Origin of the sequence: Rhodomicrobium lacus, from assembly GCF_003992725.1 — a bacterium.
Classification (GTDB): Bacteria; Pseudomonadota; Alphaproteobacteria; order Rhizobiales; family Rhodomicrobiaceae; genus Rhodomicrobium; species Rhodomicrobium lacus.
In genome coordinates, this window is record NZ_RZNF01000003.1 from 21,181 (window position 1) to 43,400 (window position 22,220).

A 22,220-nucleotide genomic window follows, 5' to 3' on the forward strand; every position below is an offset into this window, starting at 1 on the left:
CCGATGCACATTCTCCTTCTCGATGCGCTCCTGAAAGGCCCCGCCACGGAACGCGCGCCCTCCCCGGATGAAGCGGCGGTGGCCGATCTCGCCCGCGCACTCGGGACCCGCGCCCGCGCGCGCCTTGGCCGGTCGCTCGCCATTCGCGAAGTCGACGCAGGCTCATGCAACGCCTGTGAACTCGAAATCCACGCGCTCGGCAACCCGGTCTACGATGTCGAGCGCTTCGGCCTCAAGTTCGTCGCATCGCCTCGCCACGCCGACGTATTGCTCGTGACCGGCGCCGTTTCCTGGAACATGCGCGAGGGGTTGGAACGCACCTATGCGGCGACGCCCGATCCGAAATGGGTCGTCGCGGCGGGTGATTGCGCGGCGGGCTGCGGCGTGTACTCCGAAAGTCATGCCTGCGCGGGTGCCGTGGCGAAAATCGTTCCCGTCGATCTTGTGATACCGGGTTGCCCGCCGACGCCAACCGACCTTCTGAAAGGGCTGCTGGCGCTCGTGGAAGGCGCGACGCGTTCCCCGCGATGACGGACACGATCACCATCGACACGCGCGGCCTTTCCTGCCCGTTGCCGGTTCTGCTCGCGAAGAAACACTTGCGCGCCATAGCAGGCGGCACGCTCGTGCGCATCCTCGCAACCGATCCGCTCGCGCCGGAAGACTTCCGCGACTTCTGCCGCGTCTCCGGCTGCGTGTGGATCGGGTCGCGCGAAGCGGAAGACGGCGCGCTCGAAATCACGATCCGGCAGGCAAAAGGCTGACCTTACCTCCCGTCCGCCGGATCGCCGAAAACGGCGGCAAGCCGCGCCTCAAGGTCCGCTTTCGCCGCTGCAAGCCGCGCCTCGTCGACGGAGCGAAGCACAAGCGTCGTGCCGTAGCGCCCCTCGTCCATGAATGGATAGCTGCCCATCGGCACATCCGGGAAGGCGCGCTGGCACGCTTCAAGCGGCGCCGCGACCGCCCCTTCGGGCCGGTCCACGCGCACCGAGACGGACAACATCTTCGCGCCCGTGCGAAGTCTCGGCGTTACCGCCTTCAGCATCGCCTGCATGATCGAGGGCACGCCCGCCATGACGATCACATTGTCGATCATGAAGCCGGGCGCCTTGGACACGGAGTTTTCTATCAGGTCCGCTCCAACGGGAATGCGCGCCATGCGCAGCCTGGCGGGCGTCATCTCGCCCTCGGGGATGCGTTCGAGCAGCAGCGCGCGGGCGCGCTCATCGATGGGAAGCGCCACGCCGAAAGCCTTCGCAATGGCGTCGGCCGTGATGTCGTCATGCGTCGGACCGATGCCGCCGGTGGTGAACACGTAGTCGTAAGCCGCGCGCAGCGCATCGACGGCTGCGATGATCGCGGGTTCTTCGTCGGCCACGACCCGCACTTCCTTCAGCCGGATGCCGTTTTCGGTGCAGTGGTCGGCGATGGTGCCGATATTCTTGTCCTTGGTTCGCCCCGACAGGATTTCGTCGCCGATGACGAGCAGCGCGGCGGTGACTTCGGAAGCAGATACTGGCGCGCCGGTCATGGGAGCCTCTTCGCAAGCGGTTTCGCGGAAACTAACAGGAAAGCGTGCATCTCGCCATGGCGACACGCGCGCTGCAACGCGCCGCGCAACTCGCAACGATCATGATCCGGCCATCAGATGTTGTGGGTTGGCCCGGCACCTGCCATATTGCGGGTTGAACATCTGGAGCGCTGCCCCCGGCTTGCCGGTGGACGGGTCCGGCGCAAGGATATCGACTGACCCATCAAGCGCGAGGGCGCGCGGGATCTTGGCATGAACGGATCGGATTACGGCGCGCCCGTGAGGCTCGCACAGGACAGCAAGATCAGGCTTTACGGGCCGGAAGCCTTCGCGGCCATGCGCAAGGCGGGGCAGCTTTGCGCGGTCGCGCTCGATCAGATCGCCGACCTTGTGAAACCCGGCGTCACAACGGAGTCCATCGACCAGTTCGTGTTCAACTTTGCGATGGACCACGGCGCCGTTCCCGCCACCCTCAACTATCGCGGCTATACGAAATCCACCTGCACCTCCCTTAATCATGTGGTTTGCCACGGGATTCCCGGCCCGCGCGTCCTCATCGAAGGCGACATCCTCAACGTCGACGTGACGCTGATCCTCGACGGGTGGCACGGCGATTCAAGCCGTATGTACACGGTCGGCAAGGTGCCGCGGAAGGCCGAGCGCCTGATCGAGGTGACGCACGAAGCCATGATGCGCGGCATTGCGGTCATCAAGCCGGGCGCACATGTCGGCGACATCGGCCACGCAATCCAGGTCTTCGCCGAAGCGGAGCGTTGCAGCGTGGTGCGCGACTTCTGCGGCCACGGCGTTGGCCGCGTCTTCCACGACAAGCCGAACATCCTCCATTACGGTGTGCCGGGCGAAGGCGTGATGCTTGAGGAAGGCATGATCTTCACGGTCGAGCCGATGATCAATCTCGGCAAGCCGCATGTGAAGATGCTGTCAGACGGATGGACGGCGGTCACGCGCGACCGCTCTTTGTCCGCGCAGTTCGAGCACACGGTCGGCGTGACGGCGACGGGCGTCGAGGTCTTTACCTACAGCCCCAAGGGCTATCATCAGCCGCCCTACCCCGTCGCGCAGTGAGATGAAGGGAGCGCGGCGCGCTCCCTTGCCTCGGCTACTTGTCGAGCAGATCGAGCAGCGCGGCGCTGCCGTAGCGTTCTCCCGACGCCGCCCCGCGCGGAGCGGCCTCGTCGATCGCCGCAAGGTCGTCGGCGGTCAGGGCAAGCTGTGCCGCTTCGACGTTCTCTTCGAGATATTTGCGCCGCTTGGTTCCCGGGATCGGCACGATGTCCGGCCCCTGCGTCAGCAACCACGCGAGCGCAACCTGCCCCGCCGTCGCGCCCTTGGCCTTCGCGATTGCCTTCACGGCATCGACGATCTTGATGTTGCGGTCGAAATTCTCGCCTTCAAAGCGCGGCTGCGTGCGACGGAAATCGCCCTCGGGATATTCCTCCGCCCGCTTGGCCGTGCCCGTGAGGAAGCCCCTGCCAAGCGGGCTATACGGCACGAAGCCGATGCCAAGCTCCCGGCAGGTCTGCAACACCTCGTCCTCGACACCTCGCTCCCAAAGCGAATATTCGCTTTGCAGCGCCGAAACCGGAAACTCCCTGTGCGCGCGGCGCAGCGTTGCGGGCGACGCTTCCGACAGGCCGATATAGCGCACCTTGCCCGCGCGGACGAGATCGCCCATCGCACCCACCGTCTCTTCGATCGGGACGTTCACGTCGACGCGGTGCTGGTAATAGAGGTCGATGTGGTCGACGCCGAGGCGCTTCAGCGACTCGTCGCAGACCTTCTTCGCATGCTCCGGGCGGCCGTTGGCCTTGAATTCGCGGGCGCCATCCTTGATCACGAAGCCGAACTTCGTCGCAATGATCGCCTCGTCGCGTCGGTCTTTCAGCGCGCGCCCTACCAGCACTTCGTTCGTGAAAGGCCCATACATTTCAGCCGTGTCGAACAGCGTGATGCCGAGGTCGAGCGCGCGGTGAAGAACCGCGATGCTTTCGGCTTCGTCAGCCGCACCATAGGCGTAGCTCATGCCCATGCAGCCGAGGCCAAGGGCGGACACTTCGAGCCCTTGCGTTCCGAGTTTGCGCTTTTCCATGAAAGGCTCCTTTCGTTATTGCCTCGACGCCATCTTAACCTTGCTGCATAATGTTACTAGGCCACAGTTTATACTGGTATTGGCGCTAACAGGATGACGGATTGCCATGTCGCTCGCTCACGTGGGATATGATCGCCGCCCGCTCGGCGAGTTTCTTCAGTCGCGGCGCGCACGGCTGGACCCGTCAGACTGCGGTTTTCCGGCGGGCCGCCGCCGCACGCCCGGCCTGCGCCGTGAAGAGGTCGCGCAACTCGCGGGTGTCAGCGTGACATGGTACACGTGGCTCGAACAGGGCCGCGAAATTCAGGTCTCGACGCAAACCCTTGAAGGCATCGCGCGGGCGCTGCGGCTCGACCGCGCCGAGCGCGAGCACCTGTTTCTTCTGGCGCAAGGGCGCCCGCCAGCGATGGCCGAATGGCGGCCTCGCGAGGTCACGGCAGCGCTCCAGCGCATGCTCGACGGGCTCGCCTATTCTCCTGCCTACATCCGAACGAAGCGCTGGGACATCGTCGGCTGGAACCGCGCCGTTGCGCTGACCTTTGCCGATTATGGCGCGATGGCGCCGCATGAGCGGAACTCGATCCGTCTCGTCTTCACGCACCCCGCGTGGCGAACGCTGATGGTCGACTGGGAGGCGGACGCCAAGAAGGCGCTTGCCATCTTCCGCGCCGATTTCGCGCGCGCGGGCAACGATCCGCGTTTTCTGGAACTCGTGGACGAACTCGACCGCCTGAGCCCCGAGTTTCACCAGTGGTGGCCGCGCCACGACGTGCGCAATCACGGCGAGGGCGTGAAGGCCGTGCGCCATCCGAAGGTCGGCCTGATGTTGCTCGAATACACGGCTTTCATCGTGGAGAGCGACCCGGACCTGCGCATGGTGGTTTACACGCCCGCGCCAGGTTCGGACACGGCGGGCAAGATCGCGCGGCTGGTCGACGGCGACTGACCCCGCCGATCATTGGCTTAGTCCGGCGCCCAGCGTCGCCACAATCCGTCCAAGCTCGCGAAAATCCGCCTTGCGTGGAGACGATGTGCGCCAGGCGAGGCCGATGGTCCGGTGCGGGACCGGCGGCGCGAAGCGCATCAGCCGCACGCCGGACCGCGCTTCGACGGCCAGGCTCATGCGCGGCAGCAGCGTCACGCCGAAGCCGCCCGCTACCATCTGCACCAGCGTCGAAAGGCTCGTCGTGCCCATCGTGTCGAGCTTGCCCGCGCGGTTCAGGGAGCACACGCTCAGCGCCTGATCGCGCAGGCAATGGCCTTCTTCGAGAAGCAGAATGCGTTCATTGACGAACATGTCCGGCGAGGCAAGCGCCCCCTCGGGCACCACGCGGCTTTCCGGCACGGCGAACACGAACTCGTCCTCGAACAACGGGAGGGTTTCGATGTCGGGGAGATCGACGGGAAGCGCCAGCAGCACCGTGTCGAGCCGTCCGCCCGCGAGGTCGGCGAGGAGGTGCCCTGTCTGGCTTTCGCGCAGTTCGACGTCGAGATCGGGATAATCCTCGCGGAGCACGGGCAGCAGGCGCGGAAGCATATACGGGGCCACGGTCGGAATGACGCCGATCCGAAGCGCGTGGGACAAGGGCGCGTCACCTTGTCGCGCGGATGCCTCAAGATCGCGAACGGCGGCCAGGATCGACGCCACGCGGTGCGCGGCTTCCTCGCCCTCGCGTGTGAGCTTTGCGCCTGTACGCGTGCGCTCGATCAGAGCCGCTCCGAGTTCGCGCTCAAGCTCTTGTATCTGCATGGAAAGCGCAGGCTGCGTTACGGCACAGGCTTCCGCCGCGCGGCCGAAATGCAGCGAGCGGGCGAGCGCATCGAAATAACGAAGCTGTTTCAGCGAGATATTTGCCATTAGATAAACTTATCGCAACTTCAGATAATGCGAATAGCCCTGATTGAGCTATGTGGTTAAGTTCGAGCAATTCTAAACAGGGAGCAAGCAAACAAATGGCCGATAAACCCATTTTGACGACGACGGCGGGCGCTCCGGTTCCCGACAACCAGAATTCTCTGACGGCGGGCGAACGCGGCCCGGTGCTTCTGCAAGACGTCCACCTGCTCGAAAAGCTCGCGCATCAAAATCGCGAACGCATCCCCGAACGCGTGGTGCATGCGAAGGGCTGGGGCGCGCACGGTACGTTCACCGTGACGAACGACATCACGAAATACAGCCGTGCAAAGCTGTTCTCCGATGTCGGAAAGAAGACCGATGTCATCGCGCGCTTTTCGACGGTGGCGGGCGAACTCGGCGCCGCCGATGCCGAACGCGACGTGCGCGGCTTCTCGGTGAAATTCTACACCGAGAAAGGCAACTGGGATCTTGCCGGCAACAACACGCCGGTGTTCTTCGTCCGCGATCCGCTGAAATTCCCCGACTTCATTCACACGCAGAAGCGCCACCCGAAGACGAACCTGCGCTCGCCGACGGCGATGTGGGATTTCTGGTCGCTGTCGCCCGAAAGCCTGCATCAGGTGACGATCCTGTTCTCGGATCGCGGCATCCCGGTCGCGCCGCAGTTCATGAACGGCTACGGCTCGCACACCTACTCCTTCATCAACGCACAGAATGAACGCTTCTGGGTGAAGTTCCATTTCAAGACGCTGCAAGGGCATCGCCATTACACCAATCGCGAGGCGGAAGACGTGGTCGGCAAGGATCGCGAAAGCTATCAGCGCGAACTGTTCGGCACCATCGACCGTGGCGACTTTCCGAAATGGCGGCTTTTCGTGCAGATCATGCCGGAGACCGACGCCGACAAGACGCCGTACAATCCCTTCGACCTCACGAAAGTCTGGCCGCATGGCGACTTTCCGCTGATCGAGGTCGGCATCCTCGAACTGAACCGCAACGCCGACAATTACTTCGCGGAGATCGAGCAACTCGCCTTCTCGCCGTCGAATGTGGTGCCCGGCATCGGCCACAGCCCCGACAAGATGCTGCAGGCGCGCGTGTTTTCCTATGCGGATGCGCACCGCTATCGCCTCGGCACGCATTACGAGGCGCTGCCGGTGAACGCGCCGAAGTCAGGCGTGCATCACTATCACAAGGACGGCGCGATGCGCTTCTTCAGTGGCCAGACCGGCAATGTCGACGCCTTTTACGAGCCGAATTCGTTCGGTGGCGCGGCGGAAGCACCGCAATATCGCGAACCGCCGCTCAGGATATCGGGCGACGCGGACCGCTACAATCACCGCATCGGCAATGACGATTACAGCCAGCCGCGCGCGCTGTTCCGGCTGTTCGACGCGGAGCAGAAGGAACGGCTGTTCAGCAACATCGCCGAAGCCCTGCAAGGCGTGCCGGTGGAAATCGTGAAGCGGCAGGTCGTGCACTTTTACAGGGTCGATCCGGAGTATGGGCTGGGCGTTGCGGCCAAGGTCGGCCTTGCCCCAGAGGACGTGCAACTCAAGGCGGCGGAGTAGCCACGGGGAGGCTGGGCCACGACTTTTGGCCCGGCCTCAAAATTTTATGCGAATGACACTTATCAAACGCTCGATAAGGGTCTATGTTGTTGTTACACATGGTCTTACACGGATGGCGCCGTCTTTCAGCCATTAGCCGGTGACGTCCAGCAGATCACGTGTCCGTGGTTGCGGTTTTTCTCAAGAAATGCCCCGGAGGCTCAGGCTTTCCGGGGCCTTTTATTGTGGAGCACCGGCCTTGCCCATCGGCGGGGCTTCAAAGCAGAACGGCCATGATCCCCTGAAATGACAGGACCGCGCTGACCGCGCCGACGCCGACCGAGATGAAAAATTCCACCCGCGTCGGGCTGAACCACGCTCGCCGCATCGCGTTCACCGGTCCGAGCGGCAGAAGCGGACATACGCGCGCCTGATCCTGCGGTTGACGCGTCTTCAGAAAGGCGATCAGTTCATCCGGTCGGTATCCCGACGCTTCGGGATAGGCGCATTTCCGCTCCACCGGGAAGCGCGGATCGTATCGCCAGATCAGAAGATCGCGGGCGCTCGCGTTCAGGAGAAAATCGAGATCGTCGCGCGGAATGACTGGAACGCCGTCGCGGTCCGGCACGAGCCTCAGCGCCGCCGGCGTATTTTGCACGGTCCAGCGGTGCGGCTTGAAAGGTCGAAAGTTTTGCCCCGTGGCAGCGAGCGTCGCCGAGGCGTCCAGCGTAGCGGCAATGTCGGTCATGTGGCCCTCCCATGGTCTTGGGCCTTCATGATCGGAAAAGATGCTTGCGTGTGGCTCGCTCCAGGCTGGTTATCCCCAAAAGGACAACCAAAGGTTGCAAACCGATACTCGTGGTGCCGCGCTAAATCGGAAGCGCCGCCGCTTTCAAATCCGCCGCTCTAATGGAACCTGCCGCGCGCGCCGGTGCCGCGCCCGCGCTCGGCGAACAGTTCGGCGAGTTTCTCCGTCATCGCGCCCGCGAGTTCTTCGGCGTCCGAGATCGTAACCGCGCGGCGATAATAGCGCGTCACGTCGTGGCCGATGCCGATGGCGATGAGTTCCACGGGCGAGCGCGTCTCGATTTCATAGATCACCTGCCGGAGATGCTTCTCCAGATAAGTGCCGGAGTTCACCGACAGCGTCGAATCGTCCACCGGCGCCCCGTCCGAGATCATCATCAGGATGCGCCGCTGCTCGGGGCGCGCCAGCATGCGCGAATGCGCCCAGGTCAACGCCTCGCCATCGATGTTTTCCTTCAGAAGCCCCTCGCGCATCATCAGGCCGAGATTGCGCCGCGCGCGCCGCCACGGCATGTCCGCGGCCTTGTAGATGATGTGGCGCAGGTCGTTGAGGCGACCGGGCTGCGACGGCTTGCCGGCGGCGAGCCACTGTTCGCGGGCCTGTCCGCCCTTCCACTGCCGTGTCGTGAAGCCGAGGATCTCCACCTTCACGCCGCAGCGCTCCAGCGTGCGCGCGAGGATGTCGGCGCAGCACGCCGCGACCATGATCGGCCTCCCGCGCATCGAGCCGGAATTGTCGATGAGGAGCGTGACCACCGTGTCGCGAAATTCGGTGTCGCGCTCGCGCTTGAAGGACAGCGGCTGAAAGCGGTCGGTGACGACACGCGACAGCTTCGCGGTGTCGAGGAGGCCTTCTTCAAGGTCGAAGTCCCACGAGCGGTTCTGCTGCGCAAGAAGACGGCGCTGAAGGCGGTTCGCAAGACGGCTGACGGCCACCTGAATCACGGCGAGTTGCTTGTCGAGGAAGGCGCGCAGGCGTTCGAGTTCGTCAGCGTCGCAAAGCGATTCCGCGGGCACGAACTCATCGAAACCGCGCGTGTAGACCTTGTAGCCGAAATCGCCCGGCGCATCGAGAACCGACATGTTGGGCCGCCGCGAGGAATGCGGCTGCTCCTTGCCTTCTGTTTCGGACGGCTTGTAGTCCTTCTCGGTGATGTCGGCGGCGTCGGCTTCATCGTCCGCCTCCGAACCTTCGGCGTCGTCCGCCTGCGCTTCGGAAGCCTGCGAGCTCTGATCGCTTTCCTCCTGCGTGCTCTCGCCGGGATTGTCCTCGTTCTTCTGCTCGTCCGCGTCGGCCTTCTGCTCCGTCTCCGGGTCTTCGACGGGCGCTTCCATCAATTGCAGCGCGACGAGCACATCACGCGTGAGCTTGGCGAAGGCGGCCTGATCGGCGACGGTGGCATCGGCGCGATCTAGGATATTGCCCGCGCGCTCATTCACCCAGTCGCGCCAAACGTTGACGATGCCGTTCGCGCCGCGTGGCGGCTTCTGCCCCGTGAGCCGTTCGCGCACCATGAGCGAAAGAGCGTCGGCGAGCGGCGCGTCCTGCCGGTCGATGTCGCGATCGGGGAAACGCTCGTAGATCGCGGCGAGCTTGGCGTCGAGATTCTTCGCCACGCCCTTCATGCGGAGCGACCCGAGCGCCTCCACACGCGCGCGCTCCATCGCGTTGTAAACCAGGCGGGCGTCGCCGGAGGGCGGCGCATAGGCGTTGTGCAGTTTCTCGTCGTGCGCCGAGATCATGAGCGCGAGCGAATCCGAATAGCCGCGTATGATCGCGATTTCCTTTTTCGTGATCGCGCGGCTCGGCAACGGCAGACGCACCGTCTTGCCGTCGAAGCCGGGCGTCTCGGGGCCGAATGTGACGTTTACGGACTTGCTCTCCGCCAGCGACCGCGTCGCGAGCGAAACCGCCCGCTTGAACGGCTGGATCGGATCGGCCTTCCTCTTCGGAGTGTTCGGCATGGGCGTAGCCTTCAAGGCGCTTTATCGGTCTTGCCGGAAAGCGGCGTGCCGCTCCCGGATCTTGTTTGCGCGCGGCCCGGATGCCGCTGCCGCGCCCGCAGCGCTCAGGCGAGCGCGATATTGGCGGTCGACGCAGGCAGTTCCTCGCCGAAGCAGCGCTGATAGAACTCGGCCACGAGACCGCGCTCCAACTCGTCGCATTTGTTGAGGAAGCTCAGCGTGAACGCGAAGCCCACATCGCCGAAGATCGTCGCGTTTTCGGCCCAGGTGATGACCGTGCGCGGGCTCATGACGGTGGAGAGATCGCCATTCACGAAAGCCGTGCGTGTCAGTTCAGCCACGCGCACCATATTGCCGACGGTGCGGCGGCCGACGTCGCTCTCGTAGCCCTTCGCCTTGGCGACCACGATATTCACCTCGTCCTCGTAAGGCAGATAATTGAGCGTGACGACGATCGACCAGCGGTCCATCTGGCCCTGATTGATCTGCTGCGTGCCGTGGTAGAGGCCCGACGTGTCGCCAAGCCCGATGGTGTTCGTGGTGGCGAAAAGGCGGAAGGCGGGATGCGGACGGATCACGCGGCTCTGGTCGAGCAGCGTCAGCTTGCCCGACACTTCGAGCACGCGCTGGATGACGAACATCACGTCGGGGCGCCCCGCGTCGTATTCGTCGAACACGAGCGCGGTGTTCGACTGCAAAGCCCACGGCAGGATGCCTTCGCGGAATTCCGTGATCTGCTGGCCGTCGCGCACCACGATGGCGTCCTTGCCGACGAGATCGATCCGGCTCACGTGGCTGTCGAGATTGATGCGCACGCACGGCCAGTTGAGCCGCGCAGCGATCTGCTCGATATGTGTCGACTTGCCGGTGCCGTGATAGCCCTGGATCATCACGCGGCGGTTGTACGCAAAGCCCGCGAGGATCGCGAGGGTCGTCTCGCGGTTGAAAAGATAGTCGGTATCGAGATCGGGCACATATTCGGAGGCTTGCGAATACGCCGGCACCTCCATGTCGCTGTCGATGCCGAACACCTGACGGACAGAAACTTTCATGTCGGGCAGGCCCGCCAGGCCTGCTTCACCGTTGGTCATGGCTTCCCCTCGGGATTGTTTTCGCGCCAGCGCTTCCCCGGCTTGCCATCCGGTCGGGCCGCCCGCCAGAGATCGGCACTAGCGAACGAGACCGGACTGTTTCAGATAATTATAGGCTGCGAGCACTTCGCGGAAGCGATCCTCGGAACTGCGATCCCCGCCGTTGTGATCCGGATGATGAAGTTTTACAAGGGCCTTGAACTGAATCTTGATGTCGTCGGGTGAGGCTGTCTCGTCAAGGTTAAGCGCCTGAAGATGTTTCAGCGCGCCCTTTGACACTGCGCGACGTTGTTTGAGCGCTTCGGCGGATCGCGCCTGCTCGCGCCCGCGCACCCGTTTCAGGAGTTCGAACGGATCGCTGGCTGCCGCTGCGGCGGCAGCATCGCGTGCGGCGTGAAGCTCCGGCGCATCGTGACCGTGCACGCCCATCGACCAGGTGGGACGATGACCGGTGGCCGCAGACTTCTGGAAGTCCGCGACATCTTCGTCTTTCATGCCCGCGAAATAGTCGTAGGTCTTGTTGTACTCGACGACATGGTCGCGGCAGAAATAGTAATATTCCCCTTCGGCGTCCCGGCCCTTGGGAGCCTTGTGCGGTCCAGGTTTCGTGCACCCGCGCCACTGGCACGTGCGCGGAGCCGCGGCGGCGGGCTTGTCGGCACGCCCGCGGCCGCGCCCCTTGGTCACGCGGATGCTGTCGAAATATTTCGAGTCGAGCTTCATGCGGAAACGGGTGTCGCCTGCCGGAACCAGGTTCTGTGCGGATGCTTCCGGCTTCGCATCCACTCTCAACCGCAGTATGCGGCCAGCTGCAACTCCTTACAAGGTCTTGACAGAACGCCAAATCGTACCTCGTAAATTGTAGCAGGAATTGCGCCTGTGTATTCGAGGCTGGAGGTTCGATGTCCGTCGAAAAGTCTATCCGAGAGAAACTGGAAAATGCGTTTCTTCCGATGGCTCTCGCCATTGAAAATGAATCGGGCAAGCACGCTCATCATGTCGAGCAGCAAGGGCGCGCCGGTCCGTCCGGCGAAACGCATTTTCGCGTGCGGATCGTGTCGGCGGCCTTCGAGGGAAAAAGCTCGGTCGAGCGCCATCGCGCGGTGAACGCGGCCCTTGCCGAAGAACTTGCCGGCCCGGTCCACGCTCTCGCCATCAAGGCGCTGACGCCCCCCGAAACGGCGTAATCGATCAAGCTTCCGGAGACGACATGTCAGCGAACGTATCGCAAGCCCTTCTCGACGGCCCTCGCCTTGCCCCTGCCTCGCGCGGAGCGGCGCGGCAACTCGTGATCTTCCTGCACGGCTACGGCGCCGACGGCAACGACCTCATCGGCCTCGGCCGCGAATGGGCGCCGCTTCTGCCGGACGCCGCATTCGTCTCGCCCGACGCGCCGGAATCGATCCCCGGCTATTTCGGCGGGCGGCAATGGTTCGCTCTCACGACACGGAGCGAAAGGGAGTGGGAAGAAGGCGTCCGCAACGCCGAGCCTGCGCTTGCCGCCTTCGTCGAGGCAGAGGCGAAAAACGCCGGGCTGCCGCTGTCGAAGGTTGCGCTGGTCGGCTTCAGCCAGGGCACGATGATGGCGCTGCAAACGGGATTGCGCCTGCCAGAGCCGGTTGCGGGCATAGTCGGCTTTTCGGGCCATCTCGCGGGCGCTGCGCGGCTCGCGGATGAAATAAAGGCGAAGCCGCCGGTTCTGCTCCTCCACGGCTCGGCCGATGAAGTGATCCCCGTCGCCGCGATCCATCTCGCGCGCGAGACGCTGGCAGCCGCCGGCGTGCCGGTGCAATGGCAGATCCGCCCCGGCCTCGGCCACGGCATCGACGGGCACGGCCTCCTTGCGTCGGGCCAATTCCTTCGGACCTGCTTCGACCTCGACTGAGCGTTACAGCATCTCGCCGGAACTACCCGCACTTCCGGAAAAAGCGATAGGTATCTGGGGCGCTCATCCAGATGAAGTCATGCGTCAACCCGCCATGCCTGTTGATCCAGCCCATAATATCGGGCGAGTAGCTCGCCCGCAGCAGGTCCGTGCCGCGCTGTGACTTCGCGAGATGGAAGCCGAACGAAGCAGCGGGCGTCACGCAGATTCGGCTGCGCGGGATATGGCGGAGGAGTACGGTGCATGCCGATTGGCATGGACCAACGATACGGACGTTGACGCCGCGCCGCGCATGGTCGGCCCAACGCTGATCGTAGGCTGCGACCGAGCCGCCGTGGTCGTCATAAACGTCGATCGTTTCCGCAAAAGCGCTTTCCGCAGCCGCCCCAAGCGCAACCGCAATTAAGGCGGCCCGCGCGGTTGAAAAGCCTGCACATATGCCCATGACGTCCCCTCCGATTGACCGACCTAGACTTTATCATTTCCGAGGCGATAGCCGCCTCATGCGCATGGATGACTAAGTCGGTCTTTGCGAAGGGTGCGCCATTGGCGCCACGCCGCCGCGACCGCCGATGGACACGCGGCTTAAATGCTTCCCCTGAAGCGCCCGTCAGGACGGAGGCTCTTCGCGGTCCCGCTGGTTCTCGCCGGACAGCGTGTCGAAAAGGTCCGTGAGCCGTCGCGAATAGATGATCGTGAGCCCCACGAAGACCGTGACCGCGACCAGCACCGCGAAGAAATATTCGACGCGGAAGGACATGGACTCTTCGGCGTAGGCGATCAGGTTCATGCCGAGGAACCCCGTCACGATGGTGCCGATCAGGCCGACCGTGGTGACGACCGTGAGCCGGTGCATCGAGGCGTTCTGTTTGCGCAGCGCGTTGCTGTCGAGATACTTCACGAGATCGAAGAGTTCGCTGCGGACTTCGGCGAAAAGCGCATCGATGGCGAGATGTTTGCGCAGCATGCGGAACAGGTCGCGGACATGCGCCCGGCCGGAAAGCTCCGTGAAGAAATAGCGTTGCGAGAAGCGCAGGAAATTCTCCTGCAACAACAACGTCTCGTCGCGAAACGCCATGCGCGAGTCGGGCTTCGACGGATCGAGCCGCTTCAACGTCGCAACGAGCTGATCCGAGATCATCAGGAGCGAAGCCTTGTGGAAGTGGGCGACGAGGAACAGCCGGAAATACTGATGCCGGAACTGGCTCAACAAGCCGCGCTGGTCGTCCGTCAGGCTCGGGTTGTCGCCCGCCGAGACGATGGCGAAGGCTTCGCCGGAGGTCAGGAAGCGCGTTTCGAGTTCCGGCGCGTCGAGGCCGCCCGAATACATGCGGTCGTAGACGTGGTTCGCCTCGAACTTCTGCACGAAGCGTTTGGAATAGGGCATGATGCCGGTCTTCGACGGCCGTGTCGCGAGCGTCAACGCGATGTAATCGCGCTTCGTCAGCACGTCGAGCGACGGCAGCGTGATATAGGTCATCACAGGCATCCGGTAATATTCTATCTCGCGGAACCTGAGGCGGCCCGTGTCGCTCGACGCTGCGTTCACGATGGGCGACAGCACGAATTCCCAGTGCCGCGCGATGCAGGGCGAGCGGCGGCTGCCGACGAAGTCGATATAACGTTCGCGGTCTTCGTAATCGGACGCACTTAGAACGGCGCCGGCCTCGTCGAGCCATTCGACGCGGGCCGCGCAGTGGACGGGCTGGCCGTCCTTCGTCCACCCGGCCGGATAGGCTCGCCCGAAGGTTTGCGTCACACCCTGCGCTATTTCGAGCGGAATGTTCTCGGCCCCGATCTCGCAGACGAGAATGGCCGTGTTCACCTCATAGAAGAAATACAGATCGATATGCGAAACATCGCAAATCACGGGGGTCGCGCCGCGCTCCGTCGTGATGCGCACCTTCTTGATGTCGCTGCGCCGATAGACCTTCATCGGCAGGTCGCCGGGATTCTTCCGCGCGGCATCCGGGGCATCGCCATACAGAAAGCGCTGTGCGTGTGGAAGGAACGAGATGAACTCGCGGTAATGCCGCTCTTCGAAATGATCGCCGCCGAACGGCCCTGCGGACCGCCACGGCGTGTCTTCGCTCTCCTTGTCGAACAGCGCGCCGCAGCCTCCGAACCCGCTCTTCTCGCCCGAGGTGACGATCTGGAGCGGCCAGAGCACGATTTCGCGAAAATGCTGCGCCATGCGCGCGGGACGCGTTTTCGCTTCCTCGGGAAGCATCACCTTGTCTTGCATGCGAACCTGCGGCCTTCCTGAAACTCGCGAGAAGCTAAACCAGATTCAGGACGGTTTCACGAAACGAACGCGTGGCCGTTCGAAATAATTCGCGGGATCGGCATCATCCGGTCGTAAGGGCCGGGGTCCGCTCGAAGGCTCGGGGTTCTCAACGATTTTCTCAGCCCCGTGGCTTAGCATGGCTCCCGGGAAGCGCTTCCGACGAGACGCGCACTTTTTGTCGAAAGGGCGGTCACCGGACTGTAGCGGCGGTGTCCTCGCGTCCGCGACGCGAACGTCAGGCCGTCGACGGATCGAGATCAACCCTTCGCACGTTTCCAGAAAGGGCCGTGCGCCCCAGCCGCAAGGAAGACGCAATGCTTTCGAGCCATCTCGACTACCTGCCGGTATCCAGCGAATTGTACATCGCGCTGATGGGCGCCCTGCTCGTCCTTGGCGTTCTCATCAAGATCGGCCTGATCCGCTACGTCTATACCCGCCTCGGGATCACGCCGCTGTCGGCCATCCTGCTGCTGCTGGCGAGCCTCGCAGGCTCTTATGTCAACATCCCGCTCGCGCATTTTCCCGGCGAAACGGTGGTCGTGCGCCAATATGTGGACTTTTTCGGCATGGAAGTCGCATTGCCGAAAGAGGTCGACTGGCCCGGAACCATCATCGCCATCAACATCGGCGGCGCGGTGATTCCGATCCTTCTGTCTTTTTATCTCCTGGTGACGAACAGGATCTGGCTGCCGAGCATCCTGGCTACGGCCATCGTCAGCGCCGTCTGCTACATGGTCGCCGAGCCTGTCCCCGGTGCCGGCATCATGATCCCGATCTTCATTCCGCCGCTGTTCGCCTGTGCCGCCGCGCTGATCGTGGCTTGGAGCAAGGCACCCTCGGTCGCCTATGTCAGCGGCAGTCTCGGCACGCTCATCGGCGCCGATCTTCTCAACCTCGACGAAATCCGAAAGATCGGCACGCCGGTCGCCTCCATCGGCGGCGCCGGGACGTTCGACGGCATCTTCGTGACGGGCATCTTCGCCGTGCTGCTCGCGAGCCTCGTCGGCGCGATCAGCGAGCGGCGCGCAGCCCAGCGCGCCTGAAGCCGCGAGACCGACGCTATTCGATCATCGTCAGCTTCGAGCCGTTCAACTCGAAGCCGGAGAGCTGCTTGATGAAGCTCATGCCCAGAAGATTCTGAGCCATGCGGCCGGGCTCTGCCACCACGGCCTGAACGTCACGCACCGTGATGTCGCCGATACGCACCTGATCGAGGGTCACAGACGCCACACGCGCCACGCCGTTTGCGGTTGTAGACCGCCCGTTGAACCGCAGGGATTGCGGCTGAAGGCCGAGCTTTTGCGCCGTCTCATAGGACAGCGCGACATAGGTCGCGCCCGTGTCGGTCATGAACTCGACCTGCTGGCCGCGGATGGACGCCATCGCGTGAAAATGGCCATAGTCGTTGGCGCTCAGCACAACCTTGCGCGCCGTGGCGGCCTGATCGGCTTGCCCCGCGTTGATCGTCCCGCGCAAGGGCAGCGATGAAGCCGTCAACACGCGCGTGTTGAAGCGGGACACTCCCGGCGATGTCTGTTCGAAACTGAAAAGATGCGAGAACCCGGCATCGTTCGCCGCTTGCCGAACGCGTTCGTAGAGCGGCTCGAACGAATGGAACGTGGCGTAGGCTCCAACCAACGCAACCGACCAGACGAAGAGTTCCTTCGCGATCAATCGCTGAAACGACCGGCTTTCCATCGGCGGCTACCATTCCCCGTAACGACCGGCACCGCGATGAAAGTGGGGGCGCGCGCCTCGCCCTAACTCTTCATCATGAGCCTGTTCCCTGAGAATTCATAAGACCGCAATCGGCTTAAAAAACTCATACCGAGAAGGCTCTGATGCAGCGCTCCGGGACGCGTTATAAGCGCATCGACCTTTTCGAGCGTCACAGCGCCGAGCGAGACCTTGTCGAGCTTCACGCGCGCGGCGAAAGCGCGGCCGTTGGCCGTATCGACAGGCACGGTATAATCGAGCGCGCTGAGGAGGATCCCTGCGCGGCGCGCATCCTCTGGGCGAAGAACGACCGTGGATGCGCCGGTGTCGACTATCATGCGGACCGCTTTGCCGTTCACCTGCACCTTGGCGATGAAATGGCCGTCGCCCTGCCGCCTGACCGACACCACGGCGCCCTTGCCCGTGCCTTCCGTACCCGGTGAAACCGTCTGCACCGTGCCGGGGTTGAGTTCCTCGACAACGCGGTCGCGCACCTCCCCCAGTTCCGTCCGATAGGTATAAAGAGAGATGACGACAAGAAAGATCGCCGCCCAGCTTCCGAGGGCCTTGAGCGCGTCGCCCACGCGTCCGGCGGTGAGCCGCGTAACCCCTGCCATCAGGAAGATGAGGAGTGCGAGGAGTGCGGCGACGCGCGGAAATTCGTCGCGCGGAAGGCCGGCGATGGTGTCGCCGTCGCCTGTCAGCAGGTAGAGCGCGAAACTGACGGCCAGAAGCCCTATCGCCAGGAAAATCATCGAACCAACCATCTTTCAACGCGTGCAATATGGAGGATATCGCGGAAAAGTCAGCCCCCTGTCGCGCAAACAAGCGAAGCCCTGCGCGAATCGATCCATATTCTCGGCGCAGCCTATCCGTTCCGCTGCGGCGAGAACAGAATGCGTATTGGAGCGAATTTGACATTTGTGCCCGGGTTGCCGAAAGCTCTCGCTCAAACGTCGAATGCTCATTCCCGTCAGATAAAGCCTTGTGGCCCTGTGATTCCGGTCTGCCCGCAAGGGTGCCGCAAAGGTAAGCAAATGTTGGGATCGAACCCCTAGCCAGCATGCGTTATCCGCCCGACCTGCTCGATGAAATCCGAAGCCGCTTGCCCGTCAGCCGCGTCGTGGAGCGGCGCGTGAAGCTGAAGCGGCAGGGCCGCGAATATATCGGCTTGTCTCCGTTCAAGACCGAGCGCTCGCCTTCCTTCACGGTGAACGACCACAAGGGCTTCTACCACTGCTTTGCGACAGGTGAGCATGGCGACATCTTCACATTCCTGATGAAGGTCGAAGGTCTCTCCTTCCCCGAAGCGGTGGAGCGGCTCGCGGCCGAAGCGGGCGTTATGCTTCCGGAACCCGAGCCCGTGGACGCGGTGAGGGAGAGCCACGAAAACCGCGTGCGCGCGGCGCTGGAAGAGGCATGCCGATTCTTCGAGGTGGTGCTGTCGAGCCTCGACGGGACGGCAGCTCGCGCCTATCTCGAAAAGCGCGGCGTCGGCGCGACGGAGAGCGCCGCATTTCGGCTCGGTTTCGCGCCTGACTCAAAGACCCGCCTGAAGCAGCATCTTTCGGCCAAGGGCTTTACGCTCGCGGAGATGCAGGACGCCGGGCTTCTCATTCACGGCGACGATATTCCGGCTCCCTACGACCGTTTTCGCGGCCGCCTCATTTTCCCGATCACTGATGCAAAACGCCGCGTCATCGCGTTCGGCGGTCGTGCGCTGCAACCCGATCAGCAGCCGAAATACCTGAACTCCCCCGAGACTTTGCTCTTCCACAAGGGCCATGTGCTCTTCAATCATGCCACCGCGCGCGATGCGTCGAAGGCCGGGCGCGCCGTGATCCTGGCCGAAGGCTACATGGACGTGATCGCATTGGCCCGCGCCGGCTTCGCGAACGCGGTCGCGCCGCTCGGCACCGCGCTCACCGCCGATCAGCTTCGACTTCTATGGGCGATGTCGCCGCTTCCGACGCTCTGCTTCGACGGCGACGCGGCGGGCCGCAAGGCCGCCCATCGCGCGCTCGACACCGCACTTCCGTTCCTCGAACCGGGCCGCTCGCTGCAATTCGCCTTCCTGCCCGAAGGCCGCGACCCGGACGACATGGTGTCGAGCGGCGCTCGGGACGCGCTGGCGAAGCTTCTGGCCGAACCGCTGCCCTTTATCGACGTGCTCTGGTCGCGCGAGGCCGAAAAGCACGCCCTCGACACGCCCGAACAGCGCGCGAGCTTCGAGGCGCGACTCACCGAGGCCGCGCAGAAGATCGAGCACAAGAGCCTTCGCTTTCATTATCTGGCCGGGTTCCGGGAGCGGCTTCGCGGCATCGGCCACAAAAGCGGCGGTCTGCCGCGTCCGCGCGCCGATGCCGAGGGCTGGCGCACCCGCTCCATGCTCGCGCCGACCGGCGGCGCCCGCAAGCAGCGCCCTGCGGCCGCCGGCCGCTCCATGCTTCCGCAGCGCACGAGCGAGCTTCTGTCCAGCCCGCTGGCGCAGGCGGCAGCGCCCGTCACCGCGCCCAGGGAAGCCGTCATCATCGGCGCCATTCTCACCCATCCGTGGCTGATCGATGAGCATATGGAGGAGATCGCTCGGATTCCGTTTGTGGATGCGGATTGCAACCGTCTCCGCGACGCTGTGTTAACCGTGCATCAGATTGATGAATCGCTTGACAACAAAAAATTGTTAGAGCACCTCTCAAAGGAGGGCTATGAGGCGGAGCTTGAGCGCCTAGATAAGGCGTGCGCTTGCAAGGCTGATCCACATTTCGCGCCGGATGCAGAAAGAGAGCAGGTCCAGGAGGGCTGGCGTCATGTCATGATGCTTCATGACAAGGCAGGCGTTCCGAGTTCGCTGCTGGAGGCGGAGAATGAGTGGATGAGCGACCAGTCCGACGAAAATGCGGTTCGGCTCATTGCCGTGAAACAACAGGTTGAAATTGTGTCGTCTTAATCAACTCGCCTATATTGCGAGCGGCACAAACATTCACCAGATAATATATGAGGCGCGTGGCAGGGCGGAAAACGAGCTTCATGGGTAACGGCGCATTAAGCACAGCCACGTATTTCTGCAAGTGGTTCGATGATCCTGGATCGCAGGCTCTCCAGCGAGCGCCGCTATACGTCTTGAACGTACACAACGAGAATTGACTACCCTGACGGGGTGGCATCCCCTTGCGAGCCCCGTTTCCCGGCATTTCTGGAGCGCATGATGGCAACAGCGACGACAAAAAACGAGGACCAGGAGACGCAAGCGTCCGAATCCACGGACAGCCCGGTTCTTGATCTTTTGGATGCCGCCGTAAAACGCCTGATCAAAACCGCAAAGGCACGCGGTTACGTCACCTACGACGAGATCAACGAAGTCATGCCGCCCGAGGATGTGTCCCCGGACCAGATCGAGGACATCATGACGATGTTCTCGGACCTCGGCATCAACGTCGTCGACGCGGAAGAGGTGGAGGAAGCCTCCGCCGAGCATCTCGACGACGACGAAGACGATCGGGCCACGCCAGCCAATCTGCCCGTCAAGCAAGAGCGCTCCAGCGAGGTTGGCGAACGCACGGACGACCCGGTGCGCATGTATCTGCGCGAGATGGGCTCCGTCGAACTTCTGTCGCGCGAGGGCGAAATCGCCATCGCGAAGCGCATCGAGGCGGGCCGCGAAGCCATGATCGGCGGTCTTTGCGAAAGCCCGCTGACGTTCCAGGCCATCATCATCTGGCGTGACGAGTTGAACGAGGGGAAAATTCTCCTCCGGGACATCATCGACCTCGAAGCGACCTATTCCGGCCCGTTCTCGCGTTCCGAGGAGGGCGACGGTTCCGAAGAAGAATACGAGCCCGAGGAGCGTCCGCAACCGCAACCCGCAAGCAGCGCCCGCCCTGCCTCAAACGGCGTAGGCGGCCTTAATGGCGCGAACGGTCACGCGGCGCGAGGCGGGGATGGCGACGCCATCGGCCCCGAAGGTGAAGCCACCGAGTTCCGTGGCGAGGACGAGGACGACGACCTCGAAAACAGCCTGTCGCTCGCGGCGATGGAAGCCGAACTCAAGCCGAAGGTTCTCGAAACCTTCGATCGGATCGCAACCGAATACAAGAAGCTCCGCAAGCTTCAGGATCAGCATGTCGAGCGCAAACTCGCCGACGACGCCTTGTCGCCGCAGCAGGAAAAGCGCTCCCGGAAGCTGCGCGACGCGGTTATTCAGGACGTGAAGAGCCTTTCGCTCAACCCTGCGCGTATCGAATCGCTTGTCGAACAGCTTTACGACATCAACAAGCGCCTGATCGGCTACGAAGGCCGGCTCCTGCGCCTCGCCGACGGGTTCGGCGTCCGCCGCGACGAATTTCTGTCCTACTATCAGGGCAGCGAACTCGATCCGAACTGGATCGACCGCATCGGCACCCTGAAAGGCAAGGGCTGGCAGAAGTTCGTAGAGAAGGAGCGCCAGCGCATCGATGAAATCCGTCAGGAAATCTACGCGCTTGCCACCGAAACCGGACTGGATATCGCCGAATTCCGCCGTATCGTAAAGATTGTGCAAAAGGGCGAACGCGAAGCCCGGCAGGCGAAGAAGGAGATGGTCGAGGCAAACCTTCGCCTCGTGATCTCCATCGCCAAGAAATACACCAATCGCGGTCTGCAATTCCTCGACCTTATTCAGGAAGGCAATATCGGCCTGATGAAGGCGGTCGATAAATTCGAATACCGCCGCGGCTACAAGTTCTCGACCTACGCCACGTGGTGGATACGGCAGGCGATCACGCGCTCGATCGCGGATCAGGCGCGGACCATCCGTATTCCGGTGCACATGATCGAGACGATCAACAAGATCGTCCGCACGTCGCGCCAGATGATGCACGAGATCGGCCGCGAACCGACGCCGGAAGAACTGGCCGAGAAGCTTTCCATGCCGCTGGAAAAGGTGCGGAAAGTACTCAAGATCGCGAAGGAACCGATCAGCCTCGAAACACCCATCGGCGATGAGGAAGACAGCCACCTTGGCGATTTCATCGAGGACAAGAATGCGATCCTGCCGATCGACGCCGCGATTCAGTCGAACCTGCGCGAAACGACAACGCGCGTTCTGGCCTCGCTGACGCCGCGAGAGGAGCGCGTGCTGCGCATGCGTTTCGGTATCGGCATGAACACCGACCACACGCTGGAAGAGGTCGGCCAGCAGTTCTCGGTGACGCGCGAACGCATCCGCCAGATCGAGGCGAAGGCGCTGCGCAAGCTGAAGCACCCGAGCCGTTCGAGGAAGCTGAGAAGCTTCCTGGATAACTAGAAAGCCGCAAGCTCTGGCAGCTTCGAGACGTTTAATCAAGGCACCATAGATGAAAAGGGCTGGCATCCTTGCCGGCCCTTTTGTTATGGGAGAGTTTGACGCCACCCATAAGGGTCGAACGAAAGCGGCTCGGATGCCC

21 protein-coding genes are annotated in these 22,220 nt (G+C 63.0%); 10 read left to right on the forward strand and 11 right to left on the reverse strand.

Annotated features, from left to right (window positions below; genetic code table 11):
- The first annotated feature begins 3 nt into the window (after positions 1–3).
- Both EK416_RS04850 and EK416_RS04855 read left to right on the forward strand, forming a co-directional pair.
- On the forward strand, positions 4–531 hold the full coding sequence (locus tag EK416_RS04850) for an NADH-quinone oxidoreductase subunit B family protein (RefSeq protein WP_127076382.1): 528 nt from the start codon (positions 4–6) through the stop codon (positions 529–531).
- Positions 528–764: a sulfurtransferase TusA family protein gene (locus EK416_RS04855; RefSeq protein WP_127076383.1), complete on the forward strand. Its 237-nt coding sequence runs from the start codon at positions 528–530 to the stop codon at positions 762–764. Before EK416_RS04850 ends, EK416_RS04855 begins: the two co-directional genes overlap by 4 nt.
- Positions 765–766: 2 nt before the next feature.
- On the opposite strand, the gene EK416_RS04860 is transcribed toward EK416_RS04855, so the two are convergent.
- Positions 767–1,531: a competence/damage-inducible protein A gene (locus EK416_RS04860; protein WP_127076384.1), complete on the reverse strand. Its 765-nt coding sequence runs from the start codon at positions 1,529–1,531 to the stop codon at positions 767–769.
- A 252-nt stretch (positions 1,532–1,783) separates the two neighbouring features.
- On the opposite strand from EK416_RS04860, the gene map reads away from it, so the two are divergent.
- On the forward strand, positions 1,784–2,617 hold the full coding sequence (gene map, locus EK416_RS04865) for a type I methionyl aminopeptidase (protein ID WP_127076385.1): 834 nt from the start codon (positions 1,784–1,786) through the stop codon (positions 2,615–2,617).
- 34 nt (positions 2,618–2,651) lie between these two features.
- On the opposite strand, the gene EK416_RS04870 is transcribed toward map, so the two are convergent.
- On the reverse strand, positions 2,652–3,641 hold the full coding sequence (locus EK416_RS04870) for an aldo/keto reductase (protein WP_127076386.1): 990 nt from the start codon (positions 3,639–3,641) through the stop codon (positions 2,652–2,654).
- A 106-nt stretch (positions 3,642–3,747) separates the two neighbouring features.
- On the opposite strand from EK416_RS04870, the gene EK416_RS04875 reads away from it, so the two are divergent.
- Complete coding sequence (locus EK416_RS04875; RefSeq protein ID WP_127076387.1) at positions 3,748–4,587, forward strand: helix-turn-helix transcriptional regulator; 840 nt, start codon at positions 3,748–3,750, stop codon at positions 4,585–4,587.
- A 9-nt stretch (positions 4,588–4,596) separates the two neighbouring features.
- Here EK416_RS04875 and EK416_RS04880 read toward each other — a convergent pair whose 3' ends face one another.
- Positions 4,597–5,499 carry a hydrogen peroxide-inducible genes activator gene (locus EK416_RS04880; protein WP_127076388.1) on the reverse strand — a complete coding sequence of 301 codons (903 nt, stop codon included), beginning with the start codon at positions 5,497–5,499 and terminating at the stop codon, positions 4,597–4,599.
- A gap of 95 nt (positions 5,500–5,594) precedes the next feature.
- On the opposite strand from EK416_RS04880, the gene EK416_RS04885 reads away from it, so the two are divergent.
- Positions 5,595–7,070 carry a catalase gene (locus tag EK416_RS04885; protein ID WP_127076389.1) on the forward strand — a complete coding sequence of 492 codons (1,476 nt, stop codon included), beginning with the start codon at positions 5,595–5,597 and terminating at the stop codon, positions 7,068–7,070.
- 256 nt (positions 7,071–7,326) lie between these two features.
- On the opposite strand, the gene EK416_RS04890 is transcribed toward EK416_RS04885, so the two are convergent.
- The 4 genes from EK416_RS04890 to EK416_RS04905 all read right to left on the reverse strand — a co-directional run bounded on the left by EK416_RS04890 (position 7,327) and on the right by EK416_RS04905 (position 11,698).
- Positions 7,327–7,797 (reverse strand): hypothetical protein, encoded by a 471-nt coding sequence (locus tag EK416_RS04890; protein ID WP_127076390.1) that lies wholly within the window; start codon positions 7,795–7,797, stop codon positions 7,327–7,329.
- 158 nt (positions 7,798–7,955) lie between these two features.
- Positions 7,956–9,821: a cobaltochelatase subunit CobT gene (gene cobT, locus EK416_RS04895; protein ID WP_127076391.1), complete on the reverse strand. Its 1,866-nt coding sequence runs from the start codon at positions 9,819–9,821 to the stop codon at positions 7,956–7,958.
- 104 nt (positions 9,822–9,925) lie between these two features.
- Positions 9,926–10,912 (reverse strand): cobaltochelatase subunit CobS, encoded by a 987-nt coding sequence (gene cobS, locus EK416_RS04900; RefSeq protein ID WP_127076392.1) that lies wholly within the window; start codon positions 10,910–10,912, stop codon positions 9,926–9,928.
- 78 nt (positions 10,913–10,990) lie between these two features.
- Entirely contained in the window at positions 10,991–11,698 is a 708-nt protein-coding gene (locus tag EK416_RS04905) for a DnaJ domain-containing protein (protein ID WP_342634622.1), read from the reverse strand.
- Between the two features lie 116 nt (positions 11,699–11,814).
- Here EK416_RS04905 and EK416_RS04910 point away from each other — a divergent pair, with 116 nt between their 5' ends.
- Both EK416_RS04910 and EK416_RS04915 read left to right on the forward strand, forming a co-directional pair.
- Positions 11,815–12,099 (forward strand): BolA family protein, encoded by a 285-nt coding sequence (locus tag EK416_RS04910; RefSeq protein ID WP_127076393.1) that lies wholly within the window; start codon positions 11,815–11,817, stop codon positions 12,097–12,099.
- Positions 12,100–12,122: 23 nt separating this feature from the next.
- Positions 12,123–12,797: an alpha/beta hydrolase gene (locus EK416_RS04915; protein ID WP_127076394.1), complete on the forward strand. Its 675-nt coding sequence runs from the start codon at positions 12,123–12,125 to the stop codon at positions 12,795–12,797.
- Positions 12,798–12,819: 22 nt separating this feature from the next.
- Here the strand turns inward: EK416_RS04915 and EK416_RS04920 are convergent, their stop codons facing one another.
- Both EK416_RS04920 and EK416_RS04925 read right to left on the reverse strand, forming a co-directional pair.
- Entirely contained in the window at positions 12,820–13,242 is a 423-nt protein-coding gene (locus EK416_RS04920; RefSeq protein WP_127076395.1) for a hypothetical protein, read from the reverse strand.
- 165 nt (positions 13,243–13,407) lie between these two features.
- Positions 13,408–15,042 carry a CorA family divalent cation transporter gene (locus tag EK416_RS04925; RefSeq protein ID WP_127076396.1) on the reverse strand — a complete coding sequence of 545 codons (1,635 nt, stop codon included), beginning with the start codon at positions 15,040–15,042 and terminating at the stop codon, positions 13,408–13,410.
- 356 nt (positions 15,043–15,398) lie between these two features.
- On the opposite strand from EK416_RS04925, the gene EK416_RS04930 reads away from it, so the two are divergent.
- Entirely contained in the window at positions 15,399–16,127 is a 729-nt protein-coding gene (locus EK416_RS04930; RefSeq protein ID WP_127076397.1) for a DUF1614 domain-containing protein, read from the forward strand.
- 16 nt (positions 16,128–16,143) lie between these two features.
- Here EK416_RS04930 and EK416_RS04935 read toward each other — a convergent pair whose 3' ends face one another.
- Together EK416_RS04935 and EK416_RS04940 are read right to left on the reverse strand one after the other, a co-directional pair.
- Complete coding sequence (locus EK416_RS04935; protein ID WP_127076398.1) at positions 16,144–16,782, reverse strand: retropepsin-like aspartic protease family protein; 639 nt, start codon at positions 16,780–16,782, stop codon at positions 16,144–16,146.
- A gap of 62 nt (positions 16,783–16,844) precedes the next feature.
- On the reverse strand, positions 16,845–17,555 hold the full coding sequence (locus EK416_RS04940; protein WP_164729870.1) for a retropepsin-like aspartic protease family protein: 711 nt from the start codon (positions 17,553–17,555) through the stop codon (positions 16,845–16,847).
- Between the two features lie 308 nt (positions 17,556–17,863).
- Here EK416_RS04940 and dnaG point away from each other — a divergent pair, with 308 nt between their 5' ends.
- Both dnaG and rpoD read left to right on the forward strand, forming a co-directional pair.
- Positions 17,864–19,747 carry a DNA primase gene (dnaG, locus tag EK416_RS04945; RefSeq protein WP_127076400.1) on the forward strand — a complete coding sequence of 628 codons (1,884 nt, stop codon included), beginning with the start codon at positions 17,864–17,866 and terminating at the stop codon, positions 19,745–19,747.
- A gap of 258 nt (positions 19,748–20,005) precedes the next feature.
- Complete coding sequence (gene rpoD / locus EK416_RS04950) at positions 20,006–22,081, forward strand: RNA polymerase sigma factor RpoD (protein ID WP_127076401.1); 2,076 nt, start codon at positions 20,006–20,008, stop codon at positions 22,079–22,081.
- The last annotated feature ends 139 nt before the right edge of the window (positions 22,082–22,220 follow it).